The sequence below is a fragment of the Lacibacter sp. genome (genome assembly GCF_057361365.1).
In genome coordinates this window covers 186907-207335 of sequence record NZ_JBMQSG010000012.1, presented here as the reverse complement: position 1 = coordinate 207335, position 20429 = coordinate 186907, and the positions used below count along the sequence as shown (strand labels likewise).

Below are 20429 nucleotides of genomic sequence, written 5' to 3'. Positions count from 1 at the left end.
TGAGTAGCTATTCACGATTCACCATTGACGATTCACGATAAAACAGAACACATGTTAAAAAACTTATTTGATTGGTTGAACAGTATCGGGATCAAATTCCCGGGCGACAATCTGTTCCAGTTTATCACCAGCAGGGTGATGCTGGCTGTATTGTTATCACTGATCATTTCAACTGTGTTCGGAAAAAAACTTATCAACTATCTGCGTAGGCGCCAGGTTGGTGAAACGGTTCGTGATCTTGGTTTGGCGGGTGAGCAACAAAAGAAAGGAACACCAACAATGGGTGGCCTCATCATCATCCTTGCAATTGTAGTTCCTACGCTGTTATTAGCTGATGTAAGCAAAGTATATATCCTGCTCATGTTGTTTGCAACAATTTGGATGGGCATGATCGGTTTTATTGATGATTACTTAAAACTTCGTGCAAAACGTTTGGCGCAGGAGCAAGGAATAGCTTATAAGAAAGGTGATAAGGATGGTTTAGCAGGATGGTTTAAGATTTTAGGACAGGTTGTATTGGGTGTTGCGGTAGCAACAACGTTAATGTTCAACGATTCTGTAAGTGCATACCGTGAGTTTACCGGAACAGAACTTCCTGCAAATGCCGATGTAAGAGTGGTAAAGCTTGATGGAAAAGAAAGAACAATGATCAAAGCAAACGAACCGGTAACAACCATTCCGTTTGTAAAAAATCATGAATTCAATTATTCAAAACTATTACCTGAAGCTATACGTGGTGTAACATGGTTGTTGTATGTGTTGATCGTCATCTTCATTGTTACTGCCGTATCTAACGGTGCAAATATCACCGATGGTATTGATGGATTAGCAACTGGTGTTTCGGCAGTCATTGGAATTTGTTTAGGGATTTTCGCTTATGCAAGTGGTAATATTCGCTTAGCTGATTATCTCAACATTTTATATATACCCGGCATTGGCGAGTTATCCATTTTCATCGCTGCAATGGTAGGTGCTTGTATCGGTTTCTTATGGTACAACTCATATCCTGCGCAGGTGTTCATGGGCGATACCGGTAGTTTAATGTTAGGTGGTGTTATTGCATCACTGGCATTCTTAGTAAGAAAGGAATTATTGATACCCATTTTCTGCGGAGTGTTTTTAGTAGAGAACCTGAGTGTGGTGCTGCAGGTTGCTTACTTCAAATACACGAAAAGAAAATATGGTGAAGGCAGAAGAATCTTCTTAATGAGTCCGCTGCATCATCATTATCAAAAGAAAGGATTTCATGAGAGTAAAATTGTTACCCGCTTCTGGATCGTAACGATCCTTTGCGTAGTGCTTGCAATTGTTACGCTCAAAATTCGCTAAAGAGGTTATTGAAAAACCACCCCTGGTTTTCAATCCTTACCCAACCAATCCTATGTAAGACTTAAAAGAGAACCATCTATGTAGCACCTCTGAGGTCCTGTACTAACCCATACTTGTGAAGAGCCTTTTTTATTTCTCTGTTGGAAATAAAAAAAGCAGAAAAACCAAAATCCAGAAGATCAGTTACCGGTTTCCAGTTACCGGTAACAAGTGACAGGTAACTGGAAACTTGAATGAACATGGCGCATAAATGTTACATACTAGGTGGCGGCGAAAGTGGAGCAGGCGCTGCTATTCTTGCAAAGAAGCAAGGGTATGATGTATTTGTGAGCGATGCAGGACCTATCAAAAACATTTACAAAGAAGAGTTGAAGGAGTACGGTATTGAGTTTGAAGAGAGCATGCACAGCGAAGAAAAAATTTTAAGTGCAGATGAAATTGTAAAGAGCCCTGGTATTCCGGAGAAGAGTGAAATGATGAAGAAGATACGCAAACAAGGTATTACAGTCATCAGTGAAGTGGAGTTGGCGTATCGCTTTAAGGGCGACAGCAAGATCGTTGCTATTACCGGAAGTAATGGTAAAACAACCACCACTTCATTAACCTACCACATTTGTAAACATGCAGGGTTGGATTGTGCATTGGTGGGTAATATCGGAATCAGCATTGCAAAACAAGTGGCGCTCGATCCAAAAGAAGTTTACATCGCAGAGCTCAGCAGTTTTCAGCTCGATGATATAAAAGAGTTCAGGGCCGATATTGCTGTACTCATCAATATCACCGAAGATCATTTAGACAGGTATGATTACAAGTTTGAAAATTATATCAACGCAAAATTTAAGATCACCAATAACCAAACGAAGAACGATTTTTTTATTTACTGTCCCGATGACCCGGTAACAGAAAAGTATTTTAGAAAACTTACTATCCATTCAACCCCACTACCATTCACCATGAAACAGGAACCACAAAAAGGTGCATTTATTAAAGACGGCACAATGACGATTGCAGTGAACGACGACAAAGTAACAATGAGCGTAGATGATTTTAAGATCAAGGGTAAACACAACCAGTACAACAGCATGGCAGCAGGTATTGCAGCGGCTACTTTAGGTATCCGCAAAGAAAAGATCAGGGAAGCAGTCACCACATTCGAAAGCCTTGAACATCGTATGGAAATGGTGGCAATGGTAAAAGGAGTGGAATACATCAATGACAGTAAAGCAACCAACATTAATTCTACATGGTATGCACTGGAGAGTATGTCGCATCCAACCATTTTAATTCTTGGTGGTGTTGATAAAGGAAATGATTACGAAGTGTTGAAAGAATTGGTGAAAGAAAAAGTAAAGGCAATTGTTTGCCTGGGGTTGGACAACAGAAAAATTCATGAAGCATTTGGTGATACGGTTGCATTAATGGTGAACACAACAAGTGCAGAAGATGCAGTAAAAGCAGCTTATCATTTTGCAGAAAAAGGCGATGCAGTATTGCTGAGCCCTGCATGTGCAAGTTTCGATCTGTTTAAAAATTATGAAGACAGGGGAAACCAATTCAAACAAGCAGTAAGGGATCTGTAACGCTGGTCAGTACGGCCCTTAGGCCGTCAGACAAATAGAAGCATAAAAAAAGCAAATGAATCAAATCGCAAACATATCATCTAAATTTTCACCGGCAGGGCTGCGGGATAAAACCCGTGGCGATAAAGTAATCTGGGCAATCGTGGTTGTATTGTCGTTGGTGAGTTTATTGGTTGTGTACAGTGCTACCAATTCATTAGCTTATAAATTGTATAAAGGCAACACGTATGTCTATCTCTTCAAGCAGATTGCATTCATTAGCCTGGGTATAATCATCGTTTACTTTGCACACAGGGTAAATTATACTATTTATTCAAGGGTAGCCAAGATGTTGTTTTACATTTCTATTCTATTACTCATCTACACGTTATTCTTTGGTGCAAAGATCAATGATGGTAGTCGTTGGATCAAGTTGCCCATCATCAATCTCACAGTACAAACATCCGACATTGCTAAGCTTGCTTTGTTTATGTACCTGTCGAGATTATTATCGAAGAAGCAGCATATCATCAAAGATTTCCGTAAAGGATTTATTCCGATGATGGTGCCAATTGTAATCATCTGCGGATTAATTGCACCGGCAAATCTTTCAACCGCATTACTCACCGGTGCAACAAGCATGTTGTTGTTGTTTATTGGTCGTGTAAGTTTTAAACACATTGCAATAGTCGCTGCAACAGTTGCAGTTCCCGTAATCATTCTCATCACAATTGCAGGAGCATATTATGATAAGGAAGAAGGAAAGATGAAAGAATTGCCTGCAGTATTATCGGCAGGTCGAGTACCAACATGGATCAAACGTGTGCAGGATTTTATGTATGCCGAGAAGAGTGAAGCACCTTACCAGGTGTTGCAGGCTAAGATCGCCGTTGCCAAGGGTGGCATGTTAGGTCTTGGTCCGGGTAATAGCGAACAACGAAATTTTTTACCGCACCCTTATTCCGATTATATCTATGCTATCATTATTGAAGAGTATGGATTGGTTGGGGCATCATTCATTGTATTCATCTACATGGTTTTTTTATTCAGAAGTATCAGGTTATTCAGGAAATGTCCCTATGCGTTCGGTGCATTCCTTGCGTTGGCGTTGAGTTTTACATTGGTGATACAGGCAATGACGAATATGGCAGTGAATGTTGGGTTGTTCCCGGTAACAGGGGTAACTCTTCCGTTGGTGAGTATGGGTGGAAGTAGTTTCCTGTTTACCTGTTTGTCCATCGGCATCATTCTAAGTGTGGCGAGAAACGTGGAAGATGCAGAAGGAAAAGTTGAGACCGTTAAAGAAGAACTGGCATGAGCGTAAAGATCATACTTGCAGGTGGTGGAACAGGTGGCCATATTTTTCCGGCAATCGCCATAGCCAATGCGATTAAAAAATTAAGACCCCATGCGCAGATATTGTTTGTGGGCGCAAAGGGTAAAATGGAGATGGAAAAAGTGCCGCAGGCAGGTTATAAAATAGAAGGGTTGGATATAGCAGGTTTTAACAGAAGTTCTTTGATAAAAAACATGGGTTTGCCGTTTAAGCTGGTAAAGAGTTTTTTCCAGGTGCGGTCGATCATAAACAAGTTTCAGCCGGATGCAGTAATAGGTGTTGGCGGTTATTCCAGCTTTCCGGTGCTGCGTTATGCACAGAGTAGAGGCATAGCAACTTTTATTCATGAAAGCAATTCATTTGCAGGCAAGAGTAATATACTGCTTGGAAAAAATGCAACGAAAGTGTTTGTGGCGAGTGATAAGATGGAAAAGTTTTTTCCTGCAGATAAATTGATGATCACCGGCAATCCTGTTCGTGCAGCTATTGCACATGCAGAAGTCAGCAGGGAAGAAGGACTGAAATTTTTTGGCTTGAACCCCGGCAAGAAAACAGTGCTGGTAGTTGGTGGCAGCCTTGGCGCAAAAAGTATTAACGAAGCCATTGATGCAGGTATCGATCAGTTTGAAGAAAACGATCTGCAACTGATCTGGCAAACAGGTAAACCTTATGCAACACATGGCAAGATAAAAGCAAACGGTAAGGCAAACGTGTGGGTGAGTGATTTTATTAAAGAGATGGAAAATGCTTACGCTGCGACTGATGTAGTGATATCAAGAGCAGGTGCCATGGCCATTGCGGAGATATGTTTGGTAGCAAAACCTGCTGTGTTTGTTCCTTATCCACATGCTGCAGAAGATCATCAAACAGTGAACGCACAACACCTGGTTGAGAAGCATGCAGGTCTAATGGTGAAGGATAGTGAGGCGAAAGAAAAATTAGTAAGCAGCATCATTGCATTAGCGAAGGATGAAGCAAAACAAACCGAATTGAAACAAAACATTGCAAAGCTGGGTGTAGATAATGCAGATACAGTAATTGCAACAGAAGTATTGAAGTTGATAAAGAAATGATTCAGTTGAACGATATAAAAGAAGTGTACTTCGTAGGAATTGGTGGCATTGGAATGAGTGCACTCGCAAGGTTCTTTAATGAGAAGGGAGTGAAGGTGAGTGGTTACGATAAAACAGTTACGCATCTCACATCACAATTGGAAACGGAAGGAATTAACATCCATTACAACGAAGATGTTGAAGTGATTCCAAAGGATGTGCAACTGGTGGTTTATACACCGGCTATTCCGAAGGAGCATAAAGAGTACCAGTATTATTTGCAGAATGGTTACAGTGTGGTAAAGCGGAGTGATGTATTGCAGATCATAACACAAAGTTCTTTGAATATCTGTATAGCAGGTACACATGGTAAAACAACCATCAGTACTATGACGGGACATTTGCTTCGTCACAGTGGTTTTGGTTGCAATGCATTTCTTGGTGGTATTTCGGTGAACTATGACCGCAACTTCTGGGCAAGTGATAATAATGTGTGTGTGGTGGAAGCAGATGAGTATGATCGTTCTTTTCACAAACTCAGTCCCGATGTGGCAGTGATCACTGCAATGGATCCTGATCACCTGGATATCTACGGAACTGCTGAAGCAATGGAAGAAGCGTTCATCGAGTTTACAAGAAAAATTAAACCCGGTGGATGGCTCATCAGCAAACATGGATTGAAACGATACAGTGATTTGGTTGCCGACAATCACATCACGTATCATCTCAATGATAAAAATGCAACTGTACATGCAACAAATTTAAAAGTGCAAAACGGCAGTTATGTGTTTGATGTAGTGTTTGGCGATTGGTTGTTGAAAGATGTGTTGCTGAATGTGGGTGGATTGCATAATGTAGAAAATGCATTGGCTGCTATTGCAGTTGCTCATGTGCTGCACATCGATGATGAAAAGATAAAAGCGGCTGTTGCAGCATTCAAAGGAGTGAAGAGAAGATTTGAATATGTGATTGCTCCGGGTGAAGGCGATGTGGTTTTTGTTGATGATTACGCACATCATCCCGAAGAACTAAAGGCATTGATCACCGGTGCAAGAAGCCTCTTTGCAGATAAAAAACTGGTGTTGGCATTTCAGCCACACTTGTTTACAAGGACAAGAGACCTTGCTGATGGGTTTGCAGCAAGTCTTGATATGGCTGATGAAGTGATGTTGTTGCCGATTTACCCGGCACGGGAATTACCGATAGAGGGCGTAACAAGTGAACTCATCTTAAACAAAATGAAACTTTCGAAGAAACAGGTGATGACAAAAGAAGAGTTGTTGAATACATTAAAAGATGTCGTTGGTCAGGCGACCAACAACGGAGTAGTATTTGTAACAGCAGGCGCAGGAGATATAGATGCCATGCTGCAGGATTTAAAAAAGAACATCGAATCATAATATAAATGAGCAGTAAAAAATTTTCAGTAAAAAAATTCTTACTCACTGTCATGTGGACGGTGGTATGTGCAGCTACAATAGTACTGCTGGTTGCTGCTGCCCGTAACAAAAACGGGAAACGTTGTAAGGATGTTATTGTTACTATTAAAGGTGTTGATGGAACGGAATATGTAAGTAAAAAACAAATTCTTAATACTATTTCAGGTGGTCGACCTGAATTAATGAAAGGCGCACCAATTAAAACATTTGATCTGCAGCAGCTCGAAGATAGACTGGAACGTAATCTCTGGATACGTAATGCAGAATTGTTCTTTGATAATAATGATGTGCTGCATGCTGATATTACCGAGCGTGAACCAGTAGCAAGAGTATTTATGGTAAATGGCCAGTCGTTTTATATTGATGATATGGGTGAGCAGTTACCGATCACTAACGACCAGGTGGCACGTGTGCCTGTGTTTACTTCTTTCCCCAATGAAACTACTGCCGGGAGAAAAAAAGATAGTGTGTTGCAGGAGCAGGTGAAACAAATGGGTCATTTCTTATTGAAGAGTGATTTCTGGATGGCGCAGGTCGACCAGGTGAACATTAATAATTATGAATTTGAGTTGGTGCCAAAACTTGGCAATCATTTGATCCAGTTTGGTGATACCGAGAAGATGGAACAAAAGTTCAATCGCTTACTGTTGTTTTACAAAAACATCATGAACAAAACCGGTTGGAATTATTATAACGTATTGGATGTACGTTTTAATAAGCAACTCGTGGCGGTAAGAAGAGATAGTGTGAGCTTGTTTAAAAGTTTTGTGGTGGAGCAAAATAACTATGAAGTAAGCCGGGCTATTGATACAAGTTATATTAATAGCGATTCAACATTGTCAACTGAAAAACCAGTTATAAACCAGGAGCCAAACAGTTTGCTTACCTCCGGAACCTATAAGAGAGAACCAACATCCGCAGAGCCCGTTTTAAATTCCGCTACTGTGAAACCAGAGAACAAGGAAAATCGCAATGCGATGAAAAACCAACTCCCTACCCCTGAGAAAAACACCAATGTGCAAATTCCAAAACCAAATGAGCAAAAACCAAAGCCAAAGTCGGAAGAAGAAAATGTGTTAAATGAGGCTAAGAGCCAACCTGTGAAAAAACAACCTAAAGCAGTGATGGCGAAGAAAAATTAAAATATGAAAAACACCTTTTAAGTTGATAACCAAAAAAAACGTTCACACAACTAAAAACAACATACAACTATGACAACGGAATCACCCACAAACGGAACAGCAATGAACGGTCAGGCTGTCAATAACAATCCCATCATCGTGGGTTTGGATATTGGTACAACCAAGATCGCTGCTATTGCCGGACGTAAGAATGAATTCGGCAAATTAGAAATTCTCGGCTTTGGTCGTGCAAACTCCAGCGGTGTACAACACGGCATGGTGTTAAACATCGATCAAACGATTAAAGCCATTGAACAGGCTTTACAAAATTGCTATGCAAGCAACCCAAATCTCGAGATCAACGAAGTTTACGTTGGTATTGCGGGCCATCACATTAAATCATTGCAAACACGTGGCGATATTGTTCGTCAGCAAAACGAAGAAGAAATTTCGCAACGTGAAATTGATCAGCTTATCGGCGATCAATACAAAACATACATTCCTGCAGGCGATCAGATCATTGATGTGATACCACAGGAGTTTACCGTGGATAACTTTCAGAATATTCCTAACCCAATTGGATATAGTGGCGTGAAAGTTGGTGCAAACTTCCACATCATCACCGGCGATAAAAATGCGATCCGCAATATTAATCGCAGTGTAGAGAAGAGCAATTTGAAAGTGAGAGATCTTGTTTTACAACCATTGGCATCAGCAGCTGCAGTAATGTGTGAGCATGATCTTGAAGCAGGCGTTGCTATTGTAGATATTGGTGGTGGCACCACTGATCTTGCCGTTTTTTATGAAGGAATTTTAAAACATACAGCGGTAATTCCATTTGGTGGTGAAAACATCACGAATGATATTAAAATGGGATTGGGTGTGTTACGTACACAAGCTGAACAAATGAAAGTGCAGTTTGGTAGTGCGTTGGCCGATGAAGCGAAATCAAATGCATTCATCACCATTCCCGGTATTCGTGGAATGGCGCCGAAGGAGATTAGTGTAAAAAATCTTGCACACATCATCCAGGCACGCATGAGCGAGATCATGGATTTTGTTACTTATCATTTAAAGCAGGTAGGTTTAGATAACCGCATGCTCAATGGTGGTATTGTGTTAACAGGTGGTGGTTCACAATTGAAACATCTTATCCAGTTAACAGAATACGTTACAGGATTAAATGCACGTATTGGTTTCCCCAACGAACATTTGGCTCCGGGTCATATTGATGAATTGGCAAAGCCAATGTACTCAACATGTATCGGGCTGATCATGAAAGGGTACAACGTGTTTGAGAATACGCAGAACAAACTGAAAGGAATAGAAATAAAAGAAGAGCCTGTTGCCGAAGTGGTGCAGGTGTACGATGAACAATCGGAAACACATGTTGTGCGTGTAAAAAAACGCAAGAACCTGAAAGGATTTATGGACAGTATAAAAGACGGATTGATTGATTTGTTTAACGAAGAAGAAGATAGAAAACTTTAAAAGAAAGTCTGTGGCCGATAGTTTTTAGTAGATAGTATAGGGACTACTAATGACTCAGGACTACAGGCTAACGGCTAATAAAAAACTTACTAACCCAGCAAACCCGGAAAGTTATGATACATTTTGATCTGCCAAAGGAAAAGTCATCCATCATCAAGGTAATTGGTGTAGGTGGCGGTGGTAGCAATGCAGTAAATCACATGCATGCTCAAATTATTGAAGGTGTAAATTTTATTATTTGTAATACAGATGCCCAGGCTATTGCAACCAGCAATGTGCCAAATAAAGTGCAGTTAGGGCCGCATTTAACACAAGGACTTGGTGCAGGTGCCAATCCTGAAATTGGACGCCAGGCAACTGAAGAAAGTTTAGAAGAATTAAAAACCATGTTGGAAGTGAATACCAAGATGGCATTCATTACTGCAGGTATGGGTGGTGGCACTGGTACTGGTGGTGCGCCTATCATTGCAAAAATTTGTAAGGATCTCGGTATTCTTACTGTTGGTATTGTTACAACTCCATTTGGATACGAAGGAAAAAAACGTATTCAACAAGCGGAAGATGGTATTGGCCGTTTGAAAGAATATGTTGACACCTTGCTTGTGATCAGCAACGATAAACTACGCCACCAGTTTGGTAATTTGAAAATGAAAGAAGCATTTTCAAAAGCCGATAATGTATTAGCGACTGCAGCTAAATGTATCACCGATGTAATTAATAGCACTGGCCAGATCAATGTCGATTTTGCCGATGTATGCACCGTAATGAAAAATGGTGGTGTAGCTATTCTTGGTAATGCCAGTGCAAATGGTGATAACCGTGCACAGCGTGCAATTGAAGAAGCCTTGAATTCTCCACTATTGAATGATAATGATATTCGTGGTGCAAAATGGATACTCATCAACATCAACAGTGCAGAAGGTGAACATGAATTCACCATGGATGAAGTGGAGATCATTCAAAACCATTTGTTATCACAAGCTGGAGAAAACACCGATGTGATCCTTGGTTTAGGTTATGATAGTACATTAGGCGATAAAATTGGTATTACATTAATTGCAACAGGTTTTGAAGCAAAGAATCCGTTTGATAAAAAGCCGGCAGTAGTTGAAGAAGTAAAACCGAAATCAGAAAAGATCGTAATGACGTTGGCTGAGCCAGAGAAAAAAGCATATAGTCAGCCGGCTCTTTTTGCGGAGGAGCCGAAGCCAACTCCGGCACCTGCTCCGGCTCCTGTTGAAAATGTTGCGCCTGCCGTTGCTGAAGCAGTAAATATGCAACCGGTTTTATCAACAGAACTACCTGTTGCAAAGGTGGAAGAGAAACCATTGCCTGTTGTTGAAACAGAAAAGATCGAGTTTGTATTAGAGCCAGTTGCTCCTGTATTTGAAATAAAGAAAGAACTGTCAGCTCCGATTGAAGAAGTGAAGCAGGAAGTAGTGATGCAACAGCCGGCGCAGGAAGTGAAACCAACAAGTGGTTTCCTGAAAAAGCCAACGATGATTTATGTTGAAACAGAAGAAGAATCCATTCCGGAAATAAAGGCCGAAGAAAAACCGGTTGAAACTCCAGTACAACAATTGCACATTGTTAAGGACGAGGAAGAATCGTTCGACATGCAATTGGTGGAGAAAAAAGAACAACCAACGGCGGAGAAAGAGCTTAGGGCCGATCAAAATGTTCATCTTGCTTCTTCGGAAGAGCCTCCGGTAACGGATGAGGCAGAAGAGCAACGGAAAAAAGCAGCCGATCGTTTACAGAAGTTGAGAAACCTCTCGTTTAACATCCATGGCAGCGATCCGAATAATGAGTTTGACACTGTGCCGGCATATCTCCGCCGTAATTTAGAATTGTACAACACTATTTCGCCTGCAGAAAATTTCTACAGCAATTACACTGTACAAAGCGATGAAAATAACCAGGCACAGATCAATACCATCAATACATTTTTAGATGGCAAAAAACCAGATTAATGAATAGCCCCACGCTTCGGCGTGAGGATTAAAGTTTGTTTTATAGTTGTAAGGTGAATTTTTAGAATCGTTGATTTTTATTAGTTGTGTAAAACCCCTCCGAAAAATCAGAGGGGTTTCTTTTTTTGTCAAACCTTAAACATGAGAAAACGAAAGTCAATAATTATTTAAACGATCTAAACATGCATTCTTGAAAAAATAATACCGGCAATCAATGCCTGGAAGAACCCATACAATAACCAGGTGCCGATAGTTAATAAAGAAACATTTATCGCACTATAGGTTATTAGTAATGATGGAATAGTTGCAATAACCACATAGATCAATGCCATTTCAATTCCCTGCATCAAAGCGTTTCCTTTCAGCAATGTTTTAAACCTGTTCCAGAACCAGGCAAGACCAAAGGCCAGCAAAACAGGGTGAACATAATACAGCAGGTTCCTTGATTCATCACTTACAAATGAAGGGCTGTAATACTCTTGTGCCACTTTAGGCAAAAGAATGGGCATCACCAAAAGACAGAGGTAAGCAAACACAAGCAATACAATGCTTGCTACAAAACCTGAGCTGATGATTTTTTTCATGTGATAATTTATTATTGTGTTTGTCACATACTAGGCGCCTAAAAATTATCACTGCGGTCGTTTTCGCACCAATAATCTTTATTCCTCATTTCATTTGAAATAATCTGTATACGAAAATAAATGGCGTTCACTTTTCCATAACTGACACGGATAGGGGAAAAAGATGATCTTCGTCATAGCCTGGTTTATGATGCCATTTTAGAACTTCTACAAAATGTCCATAAAAGTAAATGTTGATCCGTATAAACCAAACCTCACAATTACGAAACGAGGAGATTAATGGATTTGGTTTTAAGAAATAATTTTTTACTGCCCGTTAAACTATTTGTTAGGTACTGATTTTGAATTGTTATGAGCTGTTATTGTTAGCATTCACATAGCTGCTTTTCTCTTGGCATAGTTTATGTTTTCTACTCATGGTTGATGATAAAAAAATGTTATCAACAGTTTTAAACCTAAGAAAACATACTTCGTCTGTATATCCGTTGAAGAGCAATAAATGCTTTTTTACTCATTCAATCATCAAATCAAACAGTATGAAGAACAAAATGAAACAAGTATCAGCAGCAGCAGTAGTAATGCTTTTTGCAAACGCAGCGTTAGCGCAGGTGAATCTTAATTTAAACAGCACAACAAGCGCTGTTACAAAAGCAACAGTAAGCACAAGTAAAGTAGCAGATGTAGTAAGTAAAACAACACAAGCTACAACAAGAGTGGTAAATGCTACTGGAAAAGTGGTGCAAACAACAGCAAATGTTGCTACTCGTACAACAGCGAATGTTACTGCAAAGACAAATGCTGCAACAAATGCTACGTTGAAAAGCAGCAATGGTAAAGTAACAAATGAAACAGCAATTGATGCACGTTTGAAAACAGAAACAAATGCCACTGAACAAGGTAAAGGCATTGCAACAGAAGTAAAAGAAACCGTTGTTACTGAAGCGCATGGTATCCGTACAACAGAAAAGGAATTACGGAATGAAGTAAAACCTGGTCTGTTGATCAGCGGTAATAGCAATGCAAATGCAAACGGTGAAGTAAATTCAAACAATGCATCGGCTAATGGAGAAATTAATGGTAATGCAGAAGTAAAAACTGATGCTAAAGCAAAGGCGGAAGCTATGAAAGAAAAAGTTGAAGCAAAAGCTGCTGATGCAAAAGACAAAACAAAAGCAACAGTAAAGAAAGTTAAGCAAACAAAAGTGAATGCAAATGCTGAAGCAAACGCAAGTAGTAACTCAGCAGTTTCAACAAGTCATCAATAAGAATAACATTTCCTGATGATTTGGGAAAGGAAAGTCCCGCAATGGCGGGACTTTCTTCTTCAAAACTTTATCAACCTGTAGCCATGAAAAAAATTAATGAATTGCTTTTTATTCTTGTGCTTAGTAATCCTTTTGTTCTGTTTGCACAGAACGATAGTACAAAAGCCGAAAGAAAGCCAGTGTTTACAGCTAACATCGCACATCAGAGTTTAGTTCATTTCCTGGGTCGTACTGATAGTTTAAGCAGCAGCGCTACGCTGCCGATTATCAGCTATCAATTAAAAAATGGATTGTACGCACAGGGAGCTGCTATATTTATTGCCAACAGTGCGTTGCCTTTTCAATATACCGGTGGTAGTGTAGAGCTTGGTTATCGTTTTCCTGAAAGCGAAAAGTTTTCCGGCAATGTGTTCGTGTCACGCTTTCTTTATAAAGAACAATCGGTGTTGGTACAATCAGCATTAAAATATCAAACAGGAATTAATACGTCCCTTCAAAATAAAGTTGTCAATATAAATCTTGGTGCCGATCTGAAGTTTAGCAACAACACAGATATCGGTGCAACTGCCGGGCTCGATCATTTATTCATCATTCCGTTGAAAGAAGGTGAACCAAAAGCATTTGCGATTAATCCAACCATAACAGCATATGGCGGTACGCAACGCTTCAGTGAAACCTACCAGAAGAAACAGAACAGTACTATTGGTGGCTTGCCTGTTGGTCCGCCTCAAACGGTAACAGGAACGAGGAATGTAAATACATTTTCTCTTCTTGCTTACGAATACACAATGCCATTGGTGTTGGTGTGGGGTAAATTCAATGCAGTGTTGAGCCCATCGTATGTGATGCCGCAAAATCTTATACCATCAAATGGGGAATACGGACGCAACCGTTTTTATGTAACAGCGAGTGTTGGTGTGCGGTTGTAAAAACAAACCAGCAATTTTATTACAAAAGCAAAATCCCCGATCAATTTGATCGGGGATTTTTGTGCCCGGGACTGGATTCGAACCAGCACGTCCTTTCGAACACCACCACCTCAAAGTGGCTTGTCTACCAATTTCAACACCCGGGCTTGAGGGCGGCAAATGTAAAATGAAAAAGGCGAAATGAAAAATAAAAAACAACTACTTGCGACTAACGATTACGGGCTACCGGCTTTCTCCTACTTCTTCAATACAATCCTGAACGTAGTACCTTTTCCCGGCTCGGAATGTTTTACATACAGTTGTCCTTTATGATATTGCTCAATAATACGTTTGCTGAGCGATAAGCCTAAACCCCAGCCACGTTTCTTTGTAGTAAAGCCCGGTTTAAACACACGGTTGATGTTTTGCGAAGCAATGCCTTTGCCTGTATCCGTCACATCAATGATGATTGTTCGTTCTTCTTCGTGCATATCAACGGTGATATTGCCTTTGCCGTCCATCGCATCCAAAGCATTCTTCAGGAGGTTTTCAATCACCCAATCAAAGAGCGGGGGAGAAATAGCCGCAATCATATCGGCTTTATTTTTCTTCACTTCCAAATGCACTTTACCTGTTGCACGTTTACGGATGTATTCCACCATTTCTTCTACTTGCCTAACCACGTTATTCGGTTCCAGTTGTGGGGTGCTTCCGATTTTTCCAAAACGATCGCTTACTAAACGCAAACGTTGTACATCTTTTTCAATTTCGGTTGCAATTTGCGGATTTGCCTGCTGTTCTTTCAACATCTCCACCCAGCCCTGCAACGACGATACCGGTGTGCCCAGTTGATGAGCAGTTTCTTTAGCCATACCTGCCCACACCTGGTTTTGGGTTGATTTATTCCTGATCTGTAAAGAGAAAATGGTTATAATAATGAATAAGGCAACAATAAAAAGTTGCACCATGGGATAGTAACGCACCTGCTGCAGCAATGCAGAGTGACCAAAATAATATTTATTGATGAGTAGCGGATCTTTGCTTATTTCAAGAATGATGGGTTGATTCTGACCTTTAAATTCTTTTAGTTTAGAAGCGAGATAACCCGGATTGTCTGCAATTTTTGTACTGTCGATATTGATATAGCTTACAATGCTGTCCTTCTCATCGGTTTCAATAATAGGAATCGATTTCTGCTCGTTACGGATGAGTGAGGGTAATTTTGTATCCGCATCAACAGGCGCCATTATCAGGAACCTGCCAGCTTCCACCCATTGCTCCACTTTCAGACGTTCATCAACTGCGATTTGGTTGGCAAGATAATTTGAATAAAAAATGGTACCGGTTACAATAGCAATGGCAATAATTGCCAGTAATGTGCGCCAGTTAAAATATTGACGAAGCATGCCCTAATTTAGACAAGGTTTCACTCTCATCCGCTATTTTTGAAAAAATATTTACCACTCTTGCAAACCCTCCCGTCTGTTGCTGTTATTATTCTTAATTGGAATGGAAGAAATTTCCTGCAACAGTTTTTGCCTTCGGTATTGGCATCAACCTACGGTAACATGCGTGTGATTGTTGCCGATAATGCATCAACAGATGATTCGGTGCAGCTTGTGCAACAAACTTTTTCTCCTGTTGAAATTCTTACAAGTAAAGAGAATTACGGATTTGCAAAAGGCTATAACTTTTTTCTGCAACAGGTAAAGGCCGATTATTATGTGTTGCTCAACAGTGATGTTGAAGTGACAACGAATTGGATCGAACCAATCATTGAGCTGATGGAAGCAGATAAAACTATTGCTGCTAGTCAGCCAAAACTACTTACCTACCATCAGAAAGATACATTTGAATACGCAGGCGCAAGTGGCGGATGGATGGATGCATTAGGTTACCCGTTTTCACGTGGACGTGTATTTGATGTTTTGGAAAAAGACAACGGACAATACAACGATGCAGTGCAAATTTTCTGGGCAAGCGGTGCATCGTTATTCATCAGGGCTGAATTGTTTCATGCAATGCATGGGTTTGATGAATTCTTTTTTGCCCACCAGGAAGAGATTGATCTTTGTTGGCGATTGCAGCGAAGCGGTTATAAAATAATGGTGTGTCCGCAATCGGTAGTGTATCATGTGGGCGGCGGTACATTGCCAACGGGCAGTACACAAAAAATATTTCTCAACTTCCGCAACAATTTAGTGATGATCACGAAAAATATGTCGAGGCCGGAATTGTTATGGAAGCTTCCGGTCAGGATAGGGCTGGACATTGTTTCTGCATATAAAGAGTTGCTGGCAGGCAAAGCTGGCTACTGGCTGGCGGTACTGAAAGCCCATTTTGCCTTTATGCGATGGATTTTCCGGCCAAAACAAACCAATGTAAGCACTTATCCACGGTTAAAAACTATTTATGTTGGTTCGGTGGTATGGCAATATTTCATCCGTAAGAAGAAGTTTTTTTCAGAAATTGTAAAGCCTGTCTGAACGCTGTAACGCATCATCCCTTACATTTGCAACTGTAAAAACCGACTAATATGGCTCAAGAGATTATCGACGAAAAGCAAAAAGATATCACCGGCAACTGGGTAACTTCATCTCGTTTCCTTTTTTATGTGCAGGTGTTTTGTATTGCTGCATTTTTACTGGGCGGATGTTATAAATTATATACCTCCCGCTATAAAGGAAAACCTGAAGTGCAGGTTCCGGAAAGCACGCTTTACAATCCGAAGTATAAATAAGAATCAAAGTATTATAAATGATCCCTTCACATGTTGAAGGGATTTTTTTTTAAAGAATTTTTGCTCAGTTTTTTGTCAATTAATTCAACGTCCCTTACATTTGCACCCCAATCGTTCTTTTACAAGCGGAAGTAGCTCATTTGGTAGAGCACGACCTTGCCAAGGTCGGGGTGGCCAGTTCGAGCCTGGTCTTCCGCTCACAATCCCGCTCTCATGCGGGATTTTTTTTCATCTTACCGGAGCCCCGGTGGTGGAATTGGTAGACACGCAGGACTTAAAATCCTGTTCGCAGCAATGCGAGTAACGGTTCAACTCCGTTCCGGGGCACATTTAAAGCAACGCAAGTTGCTTTTTTTGTTTGCAGTATGTCGTATCGGGTTTACATACTTTATTCAACAAAATGTAATCGTTATTATATCGGTTATTCATCTGATGTGCAAGAAAGATTGTTGCGGCATAACGGTGGCTATGTAACGGCTACCCGAAATTGCAGGCCATATGAACTAAAAGCCATGAAAGCATTTGCAACAGAAATAGAAGCCCGAAGAGAAGAAATACGTTTAAAGAAAATGAAAAGTCGTGTTTATCTGGAACGATTAGTCGCTGGGAATTGGTAGACACGCCCCGATCTTAAATCGGGGTTCGCAGCAATGCGAGTAACGGTTCAACTCCGTTCCGGGGCACAAAAAAAGCAACCTTTATCGTCGCTTTTTTTATTTACATCAATTTCATTCCGGCATTTCAAAAATGGTAGTGTTGTTAATGATTCGCAATATTTACTACTCACCATTGATCATTCACAATTCATCACTCATACCTATATGTCACATATCCCATTAACTGCTTCTGCTTACTGAAGCAACTTTCTTTTGTTTTTAATCCCTGCGGATTGTACTGGTAGCGCCAGGTAACATAATCGCTGCCGCCGCTTTGCACGGAGATCATTTGCGTAAGTAAAGACTGTTCATTGTATTCATACACATAATCGGGTAATAAACGTCGTGCACGATCATTATAACGAACAATGTCTGTTAACCTGTTTTGTGCATCGTAATAATAAAACCATGTTTGAGTTGCTTTTCCTTTTGCCGTAATAATTTCTTCACCCACATTTCCTTTTTCATCTGCTTTAAATTGTACAAAAGCAGTATCAATTCGGTTTTTAATACGCAACATTGAAACAGGAAGACCTGCTGAATCATAAGTATATTGATGACGCACTGTTTCTTTTGTTTTGTAAGCATACGCCTGCGATACATTTTCAACCACAGCTAATCTGCCAGCAGCATCATACACATAACTCGACACATTTAATGTGGTGTTGCTACTATCGGCACTACGTATCAATTGTCCTTTTGAATTAAACTGTGTTACCAATACTGATTGCATGGTACCCATTGTTTGGCTAAATGTTTTCATGATATTATACGATGGACTTATTTCCTGGAAACAAATGAACTGTTCAACAGGCTCGCCGGTTGCTTCAAACGACTGCAACACAACTTTACGCACTTTGTTGGCTTTGTACAGTTTAATCTGTTCGGTAGTTTGTTTTGTACTGAGGATGTCTTTCTGGAAATACTGGCTACGGCCTGCAAAGGGTACTAACGCAAGTAAAACGAAGGCGGATATTAGTTTATACATCATGTGTGGCAAAGATATTCCTGAAATAAGAAACGTATGGGTGAATCTTTTTATTTTAGCCGAAACTAACGGCTATGTCGCACGGCGAGGAACGCAAAGAAAAAAACTGTTTAAACTGCAATGCAAGGGTGTTTGGCCGTTATTGCCATGTGTGCGGGCAGGAAAATATTGAACCCCGGGAAACGGCCTGGCACCTGGTTGTGCATTTTTTTAATGATATCACCCATTTTGAAGGCAAATTCAGTAAAGCCATCCGTTATCTGTTGTTCCGTCCTGGTTTTTTACCAGCTGAGTATGCCCGTGGCCGCCGCATGAGCTATATGAATCCTGTGCGGATGTATGTGTTTACATCGGCGTTCTTTTTTATCATTTTCTTTTCGCTGTTTAAAATTGACGACAGTGCCGTTGCAATGAGTTATGCACGGCTGGAAGAACGTTTCCGTGGCAGCGATGTAAATTTTGATGTTGATTTTGTGTCAGGCAATATCAAGGTTGGAAAAAAGGTTGTGGGAAATCTAAACAGGATGGATCAGTTAAATGAACCATTGATTGATTCCATTATAAGAGCTGATGCAGTAAAAAGAGATTCACTACCGGTAAAGGACTCTACCATAAAAAAGAAGTCGCCCAATTTATTTGGCTTTACCGATAAACTGGCCTCACCTGAAAAGTATGATTCCATACAAAAGACCTTGCCCGAAGATAAAAAGGATGGTTGGTTTGCATCTATGTTTAACCGCAAGGTGGCGTACATCAATCAGAAATATGGAAAAACACCCGGCCTTGCAATGGCCCGTGTAAGCGATGTTTTCCTGCATAAGTTACCCACCATCTTCTTTGTGTCGTTACCTATGTTTGCGCTTATTCTTTCTTTGCTTTATATACGCAGGCGCAGGCAATTTAATTTTGTTGATCATGCTATCTTCAGCATTTACTATTATATTTTCTGTTTCCTGATCATGCTCCTTTATTTTGCCATGAATAAACTTGGTGGAATAACGGGGTGGAGCATTTTTATATGGATACAAATAGCATTATTTGTCTGGTTGTTTATTTACCTGTACAAAGCCATGCGTAATTACTATATGCAACGGAGAGCTAAAACCATCATCAAATACTTTCTTCTTAACTTCATTTTTTTCATTGTAGTAACGTTTCTTTTTACATTCTTTTTAATTTTCTCAGCATTTAATATTTAGGATATGCAAATAGCAACTGCCGATAGTTTCCTGCGTTTGGTAAAAATCATGGATGAATTGCGTGAACAATGTCCGTGGGATAGAAAACAAACCATTCATACATTACGGCAACTCACTATTGAAGAAACCTATGAACTCACGGATGCTATTTCAGAGGAGAACTGGAAACATATTAAAGAGGAACTGGGTGATCTGATGTTGCATATTGTTTTCTATTCAAAGATCGGGGCAGAGCAGGGGCAGTTTACGATACCGGATATGATTAATGGCGTTTGCGATAAATTGATTGCACGACATCCACATATTTATGGCGATGTAAAAGTTGAAGATGAAGAAGATGTAAAACGTAATTGGGAAAAACTAAAAATGAAAGAAGGGAAAACTTCTGTTTTAAGTGGTGTTCCCAAAGGTTTGCCCTCAATGGTTAAAGCCATACGCATCCAGGAAAAAGCAAAACAGGTTGGCTTTGAATGGGAGAATAAAGAACAGGTGTTTGAAAAAATTGAAGAAGAAATAAGTGAACTGAAGGAAGTGGTGCTAACTGCAGAGCAGGAGAAAATAGAAGAGGAGCTGGGCGATGTATTTTTTTCATTGGTGAATTATGCACGGTTTTTGCAGATTGATGCTGACCATGCGCTGGAACGGACAAATCAAAAGTTTATACGGCGTTTTACCCAGATGGAGCAGGAAGCAATCAGTGAAGGAAAGCAGCTCACACAAATGAGTTTAGAAGAGATGGACGGTATCTGGAACCGCATCAAACAAAAAAACAGGGAAGCAGAATAATAT

At 40.2% G+C, this 20429-nt stretch carries 19 protein-coding genes and 3 tRNA genes; 17 read left to right on the top strand and 5 right to left on the bottom strand.

The annotated features are described in order from the left end of the window. Positions 1–51: 51 nt before the first annotated feature. Positions 52–1329, top strand: coding sequence for a phospho-N-acetylmuramoyl-pentapeptide-transferase (gene mraY, locus ACO1QW_RS13225; protein ID WP_486259248.1), 1278 nt, complete (start codon positions 52–54; stop codon positions 1327–1329). A 76-nt stretch (positions 1330–1405) separates the two neighbouring features. On the opposite strand, the gene ACO1QW_RS13220 is transcribed toward mraY, so the two are convergent. Continuing rightward, complete coding sequence (locus ACO1QW_RS13220) at positions 1406–1570, bottom strand: hypothetical protein (RefSeq protein WP_486259246.1); 165 nt, start codon at positions 1568–1570, stop codon at positions 1406–1408. Here ACO1QW_RS13220 and murD point away from each other — a divergent pair. From murD to ftsZ, 7 genes are all read left to right on the top strand, one after another. Next, positions 1569–2909 (top strand): UDP-N-acetylmuramoyl-L-alanine--D-glutamate ligase, encoded by a 1341-nt coding sequence (gene murD, locus ACO1QW_RS13215; RefSeq protein ID WP_486259244.1) that lies wholly within the window; start codon positions 1569–1571, stop codon positions 2907–2909. The genes ACO1QW_RS13220 and murD overlap by 2 nt on opposite strands. A 55-nt stretch (positions 2910–2964) precedes the next feature. After that, a complete protein-coding gene (locus ACO1QW_RS13210; protein WP_486259242.1) occupies positions 2965–4206 on the top strand; it encodes an FtsW/RodA/SpoVE family cell cycle protein in 1242 nt (413 codons plus the stop codon). After that, the gene (gene murG, locus ACO1QW_RS13205) at positions 4203–5297 is read left to right on the top strand and encodes an undecaprenyldiphospho-muramoylpentapeptide beta-N-acetylglucosaminyltransferase (RefSeq protein ID WP_486259240.1); all 1095 of its coding nucleotides are present in this window, start codon (positions 4203–4205) and stop codon (positions 5295–5297) included. Before ACO1QW_RS13210 ends, murG begins: the two co-directional genes overlap by 4 nt. Further along, complete coding sequence (murC, locus tag ACO1QW_RS13200; RefSeq protein ID WP_486259238.1) at positions 5294–6676, top strand: UDP-N-acetylmuramate--L-alanine ligase; 1383 nt, start codon at positions 5294–5296, stop codon at positions 6674–6676. Before murG ends, murC begins: the two co-directional genes overlap by 4 nt. 5 nt (positions 6677–6681) lie before the next feature. Beyond that, positions 6682–7857, top strand: coding sequence for a cell division protein FtsQ/DivIB (locus ACO1QW_RS13195; protein WP_486259237.1), 1176 nt, complete (start codon positions 6682–6684; stop codon positions 7855–7857). A gap of 69 nt (positions 7858–7926) precedes the next feature. After that, positions 7927–9327 carry a cell division protein FtsA gene (ftsA, locus tag ACO1QW_RS13190; protein ID WP_486259235.1) on the top strand — a complete coding sequence of 467 codons (1401 nt, stop codon included), beginning with the start codon at positions 7927–7929 and terminating at the stop codon, positions 9325–9327. Positions 9328–9440: 113 nt separating this feature from the next. Then, on the top strand, positions 9441–11300 hold the full coding sequence (gene ftsZ, locus ACO1QW_RS13185; protein ID WP_486259234.1) for a cell division protein FtsZ: 1860 nt from the start codon (positions 9441–9443) through the stop codon (positions 11298–11300). A 176-nt stretch (positions 11301–11476) separates the two neighbouring features. On the opposite strand, the gene ACO1QW_RS13180 is transcribed toward ftsZ, so the two are convergent. Beyond that, positions 11477–11884: a hypothetical protein gene (locus ACO1QW_RS13180; protein ID WP_486259232.1), complete on the bottom strand. Its 408-nt coding sequence runs from the start codon at positions 11882–11884 to the stop codon at positions 11477–11479. A gap of 536 nt (positions 11885–12420) precedes the next feature. Here ACO1QW_RS13180 and ACO1QW_RS13175 point away from each other — a divergent pair. After that, entirely contained in the window at positions 12421–13149 is a 729-nt protein-coding gene (locus tag ACO1QW_RS13175) for a hypothetical protein (RefSeq protein WP_486259230.1), read from the top strand. Between the two features lie 83 nt (positions 13150–13232). Further along, positions 13233–14078: a hypothetical protein gene (locus tag ACO1QW_RS13170; protein ID WP_486259228.1), complete on the top strand. Its 846-nt coding sequence runs from the start codon at positions 13233–13235 to the stop codon at positions 14076–14078. A 62-nt stretch (positions 14079–14140) separates the two neighbouring features. Here ACO1QW_RS13170 and ACO1QW_RS13165 read toward each other — a convergent pair. After that, a tRNA-Leu gene (locus tag ACO1QW_RS13165) sits at positions 14141–14224 on the bottom strand. Positions 14225–14314: 90 nt separating this feature from the next. Next, entirely contained in the window at positions 14315–15463 is a 1149-nt protein-coding gene (locus tag ACO1QW_RS13160; protein WP_486259226.1) for a sensor histidine kinase, read from the bottom strand. Between the two features lie 39 nt (positions 15464–15502). Here ACO1QW_RS13160 and ACO1QW_RS13155 point away from each other — a divergent pair, with 39 nt between their 5' ends. From ACO1QW_RS13155 to ACO1QW_RS13135, 5 genes are all read left to right on the top strand, one after another. Beyond that, entirely contained in the window at positions 15503–16543 is a 1041-nt protein-coding gene (locus ACO1QW_RS13155; protein ID WP_486259225.1) for a glycosyltransferase family 2 protein, read from the top strand. Positions 16544–16593: 50 nt separating this feature from the next. Continuing rightward, positions 16594–16797, top strand: coding sequence for a hypothetical protein (locus ACO1QW_RS13150; protein ID WP_486259224.1), 204 nt, complete (start codon positions 16594–16596; stop codon positions 16795–16797). 125 nt (positions 16798–16922) lie between these two features. Continuing rightward, a tRNA-Gly gene (locus ACO1QW_RS13145) sits at positions 16923–16995 on the top strand. A 43-nt stretch (positions 16996–17038) separates the two neighbouring features. Then, positions 17039–17124: transfer RNA gene (locus ACO1QW_RS13140), tRNA-Leu, on the top strand. Positions 17125–17162: 38 nt separating this feature from the next. After that, positions 17163–17414: a GIY-YIG nuclease family protein gene (locus ACO1QW_RS13135; RefSeq protein WP_486259222.1), complete on the top strand. Its 252-nt coding sequence runs from the start codon at positions 17163–17165 to the stop codon at positions 17412–17414. A gap of 190 nt (positions 17415–17604) precedes the next feature. Here ACO1QW_RS13135 and ACO1QW_RS13130 read toward each other — a convergent pair whose 3' ends face one another. Continuing rightward, the gene (locus tag ACO1QW_RS13130; RefSeq protein ID WP_486259221.1) at positions 17605–18444 is read right to left on the bottom strand and encodes an RHS repeat domain-containing protein; all 840 of its coding nucleotides are present in this window, start codon (positions 18442–18444) and stop codon (positions 17605–17607) included. A gap of 71 nt (positions 18445–18515) precedes the next feature. On the opposite strand from ACO1QW_RS13130, the gene ACO1QW_RS13125 reads away from it, so the two are divergent. Further along, a complete protein-coding gene (locus ACO1QW_RS13125) occupies positions 18516–19640 on the top strand; it encodes a DUF3667 domain-containing protein (protein ID WP_486259219.1) in 1125 nt (374 codons plus the stop codon). Between the two features lie 3 nt (positions 19641–19643). After that, on the top strand, positions 19644–20426 hold the full coding sequence (gene mazG / locus ACO1QW_RS13120; RefSeq protein WP_486259218.1) for a nucleoside triphosphate pyrophosphohydrolase: 783 nt from the start codon (positions 19644–19646) through the stop codon (positions 20424–20426). Positions 20427–20429: the final 3 nt, after the last annotated feature.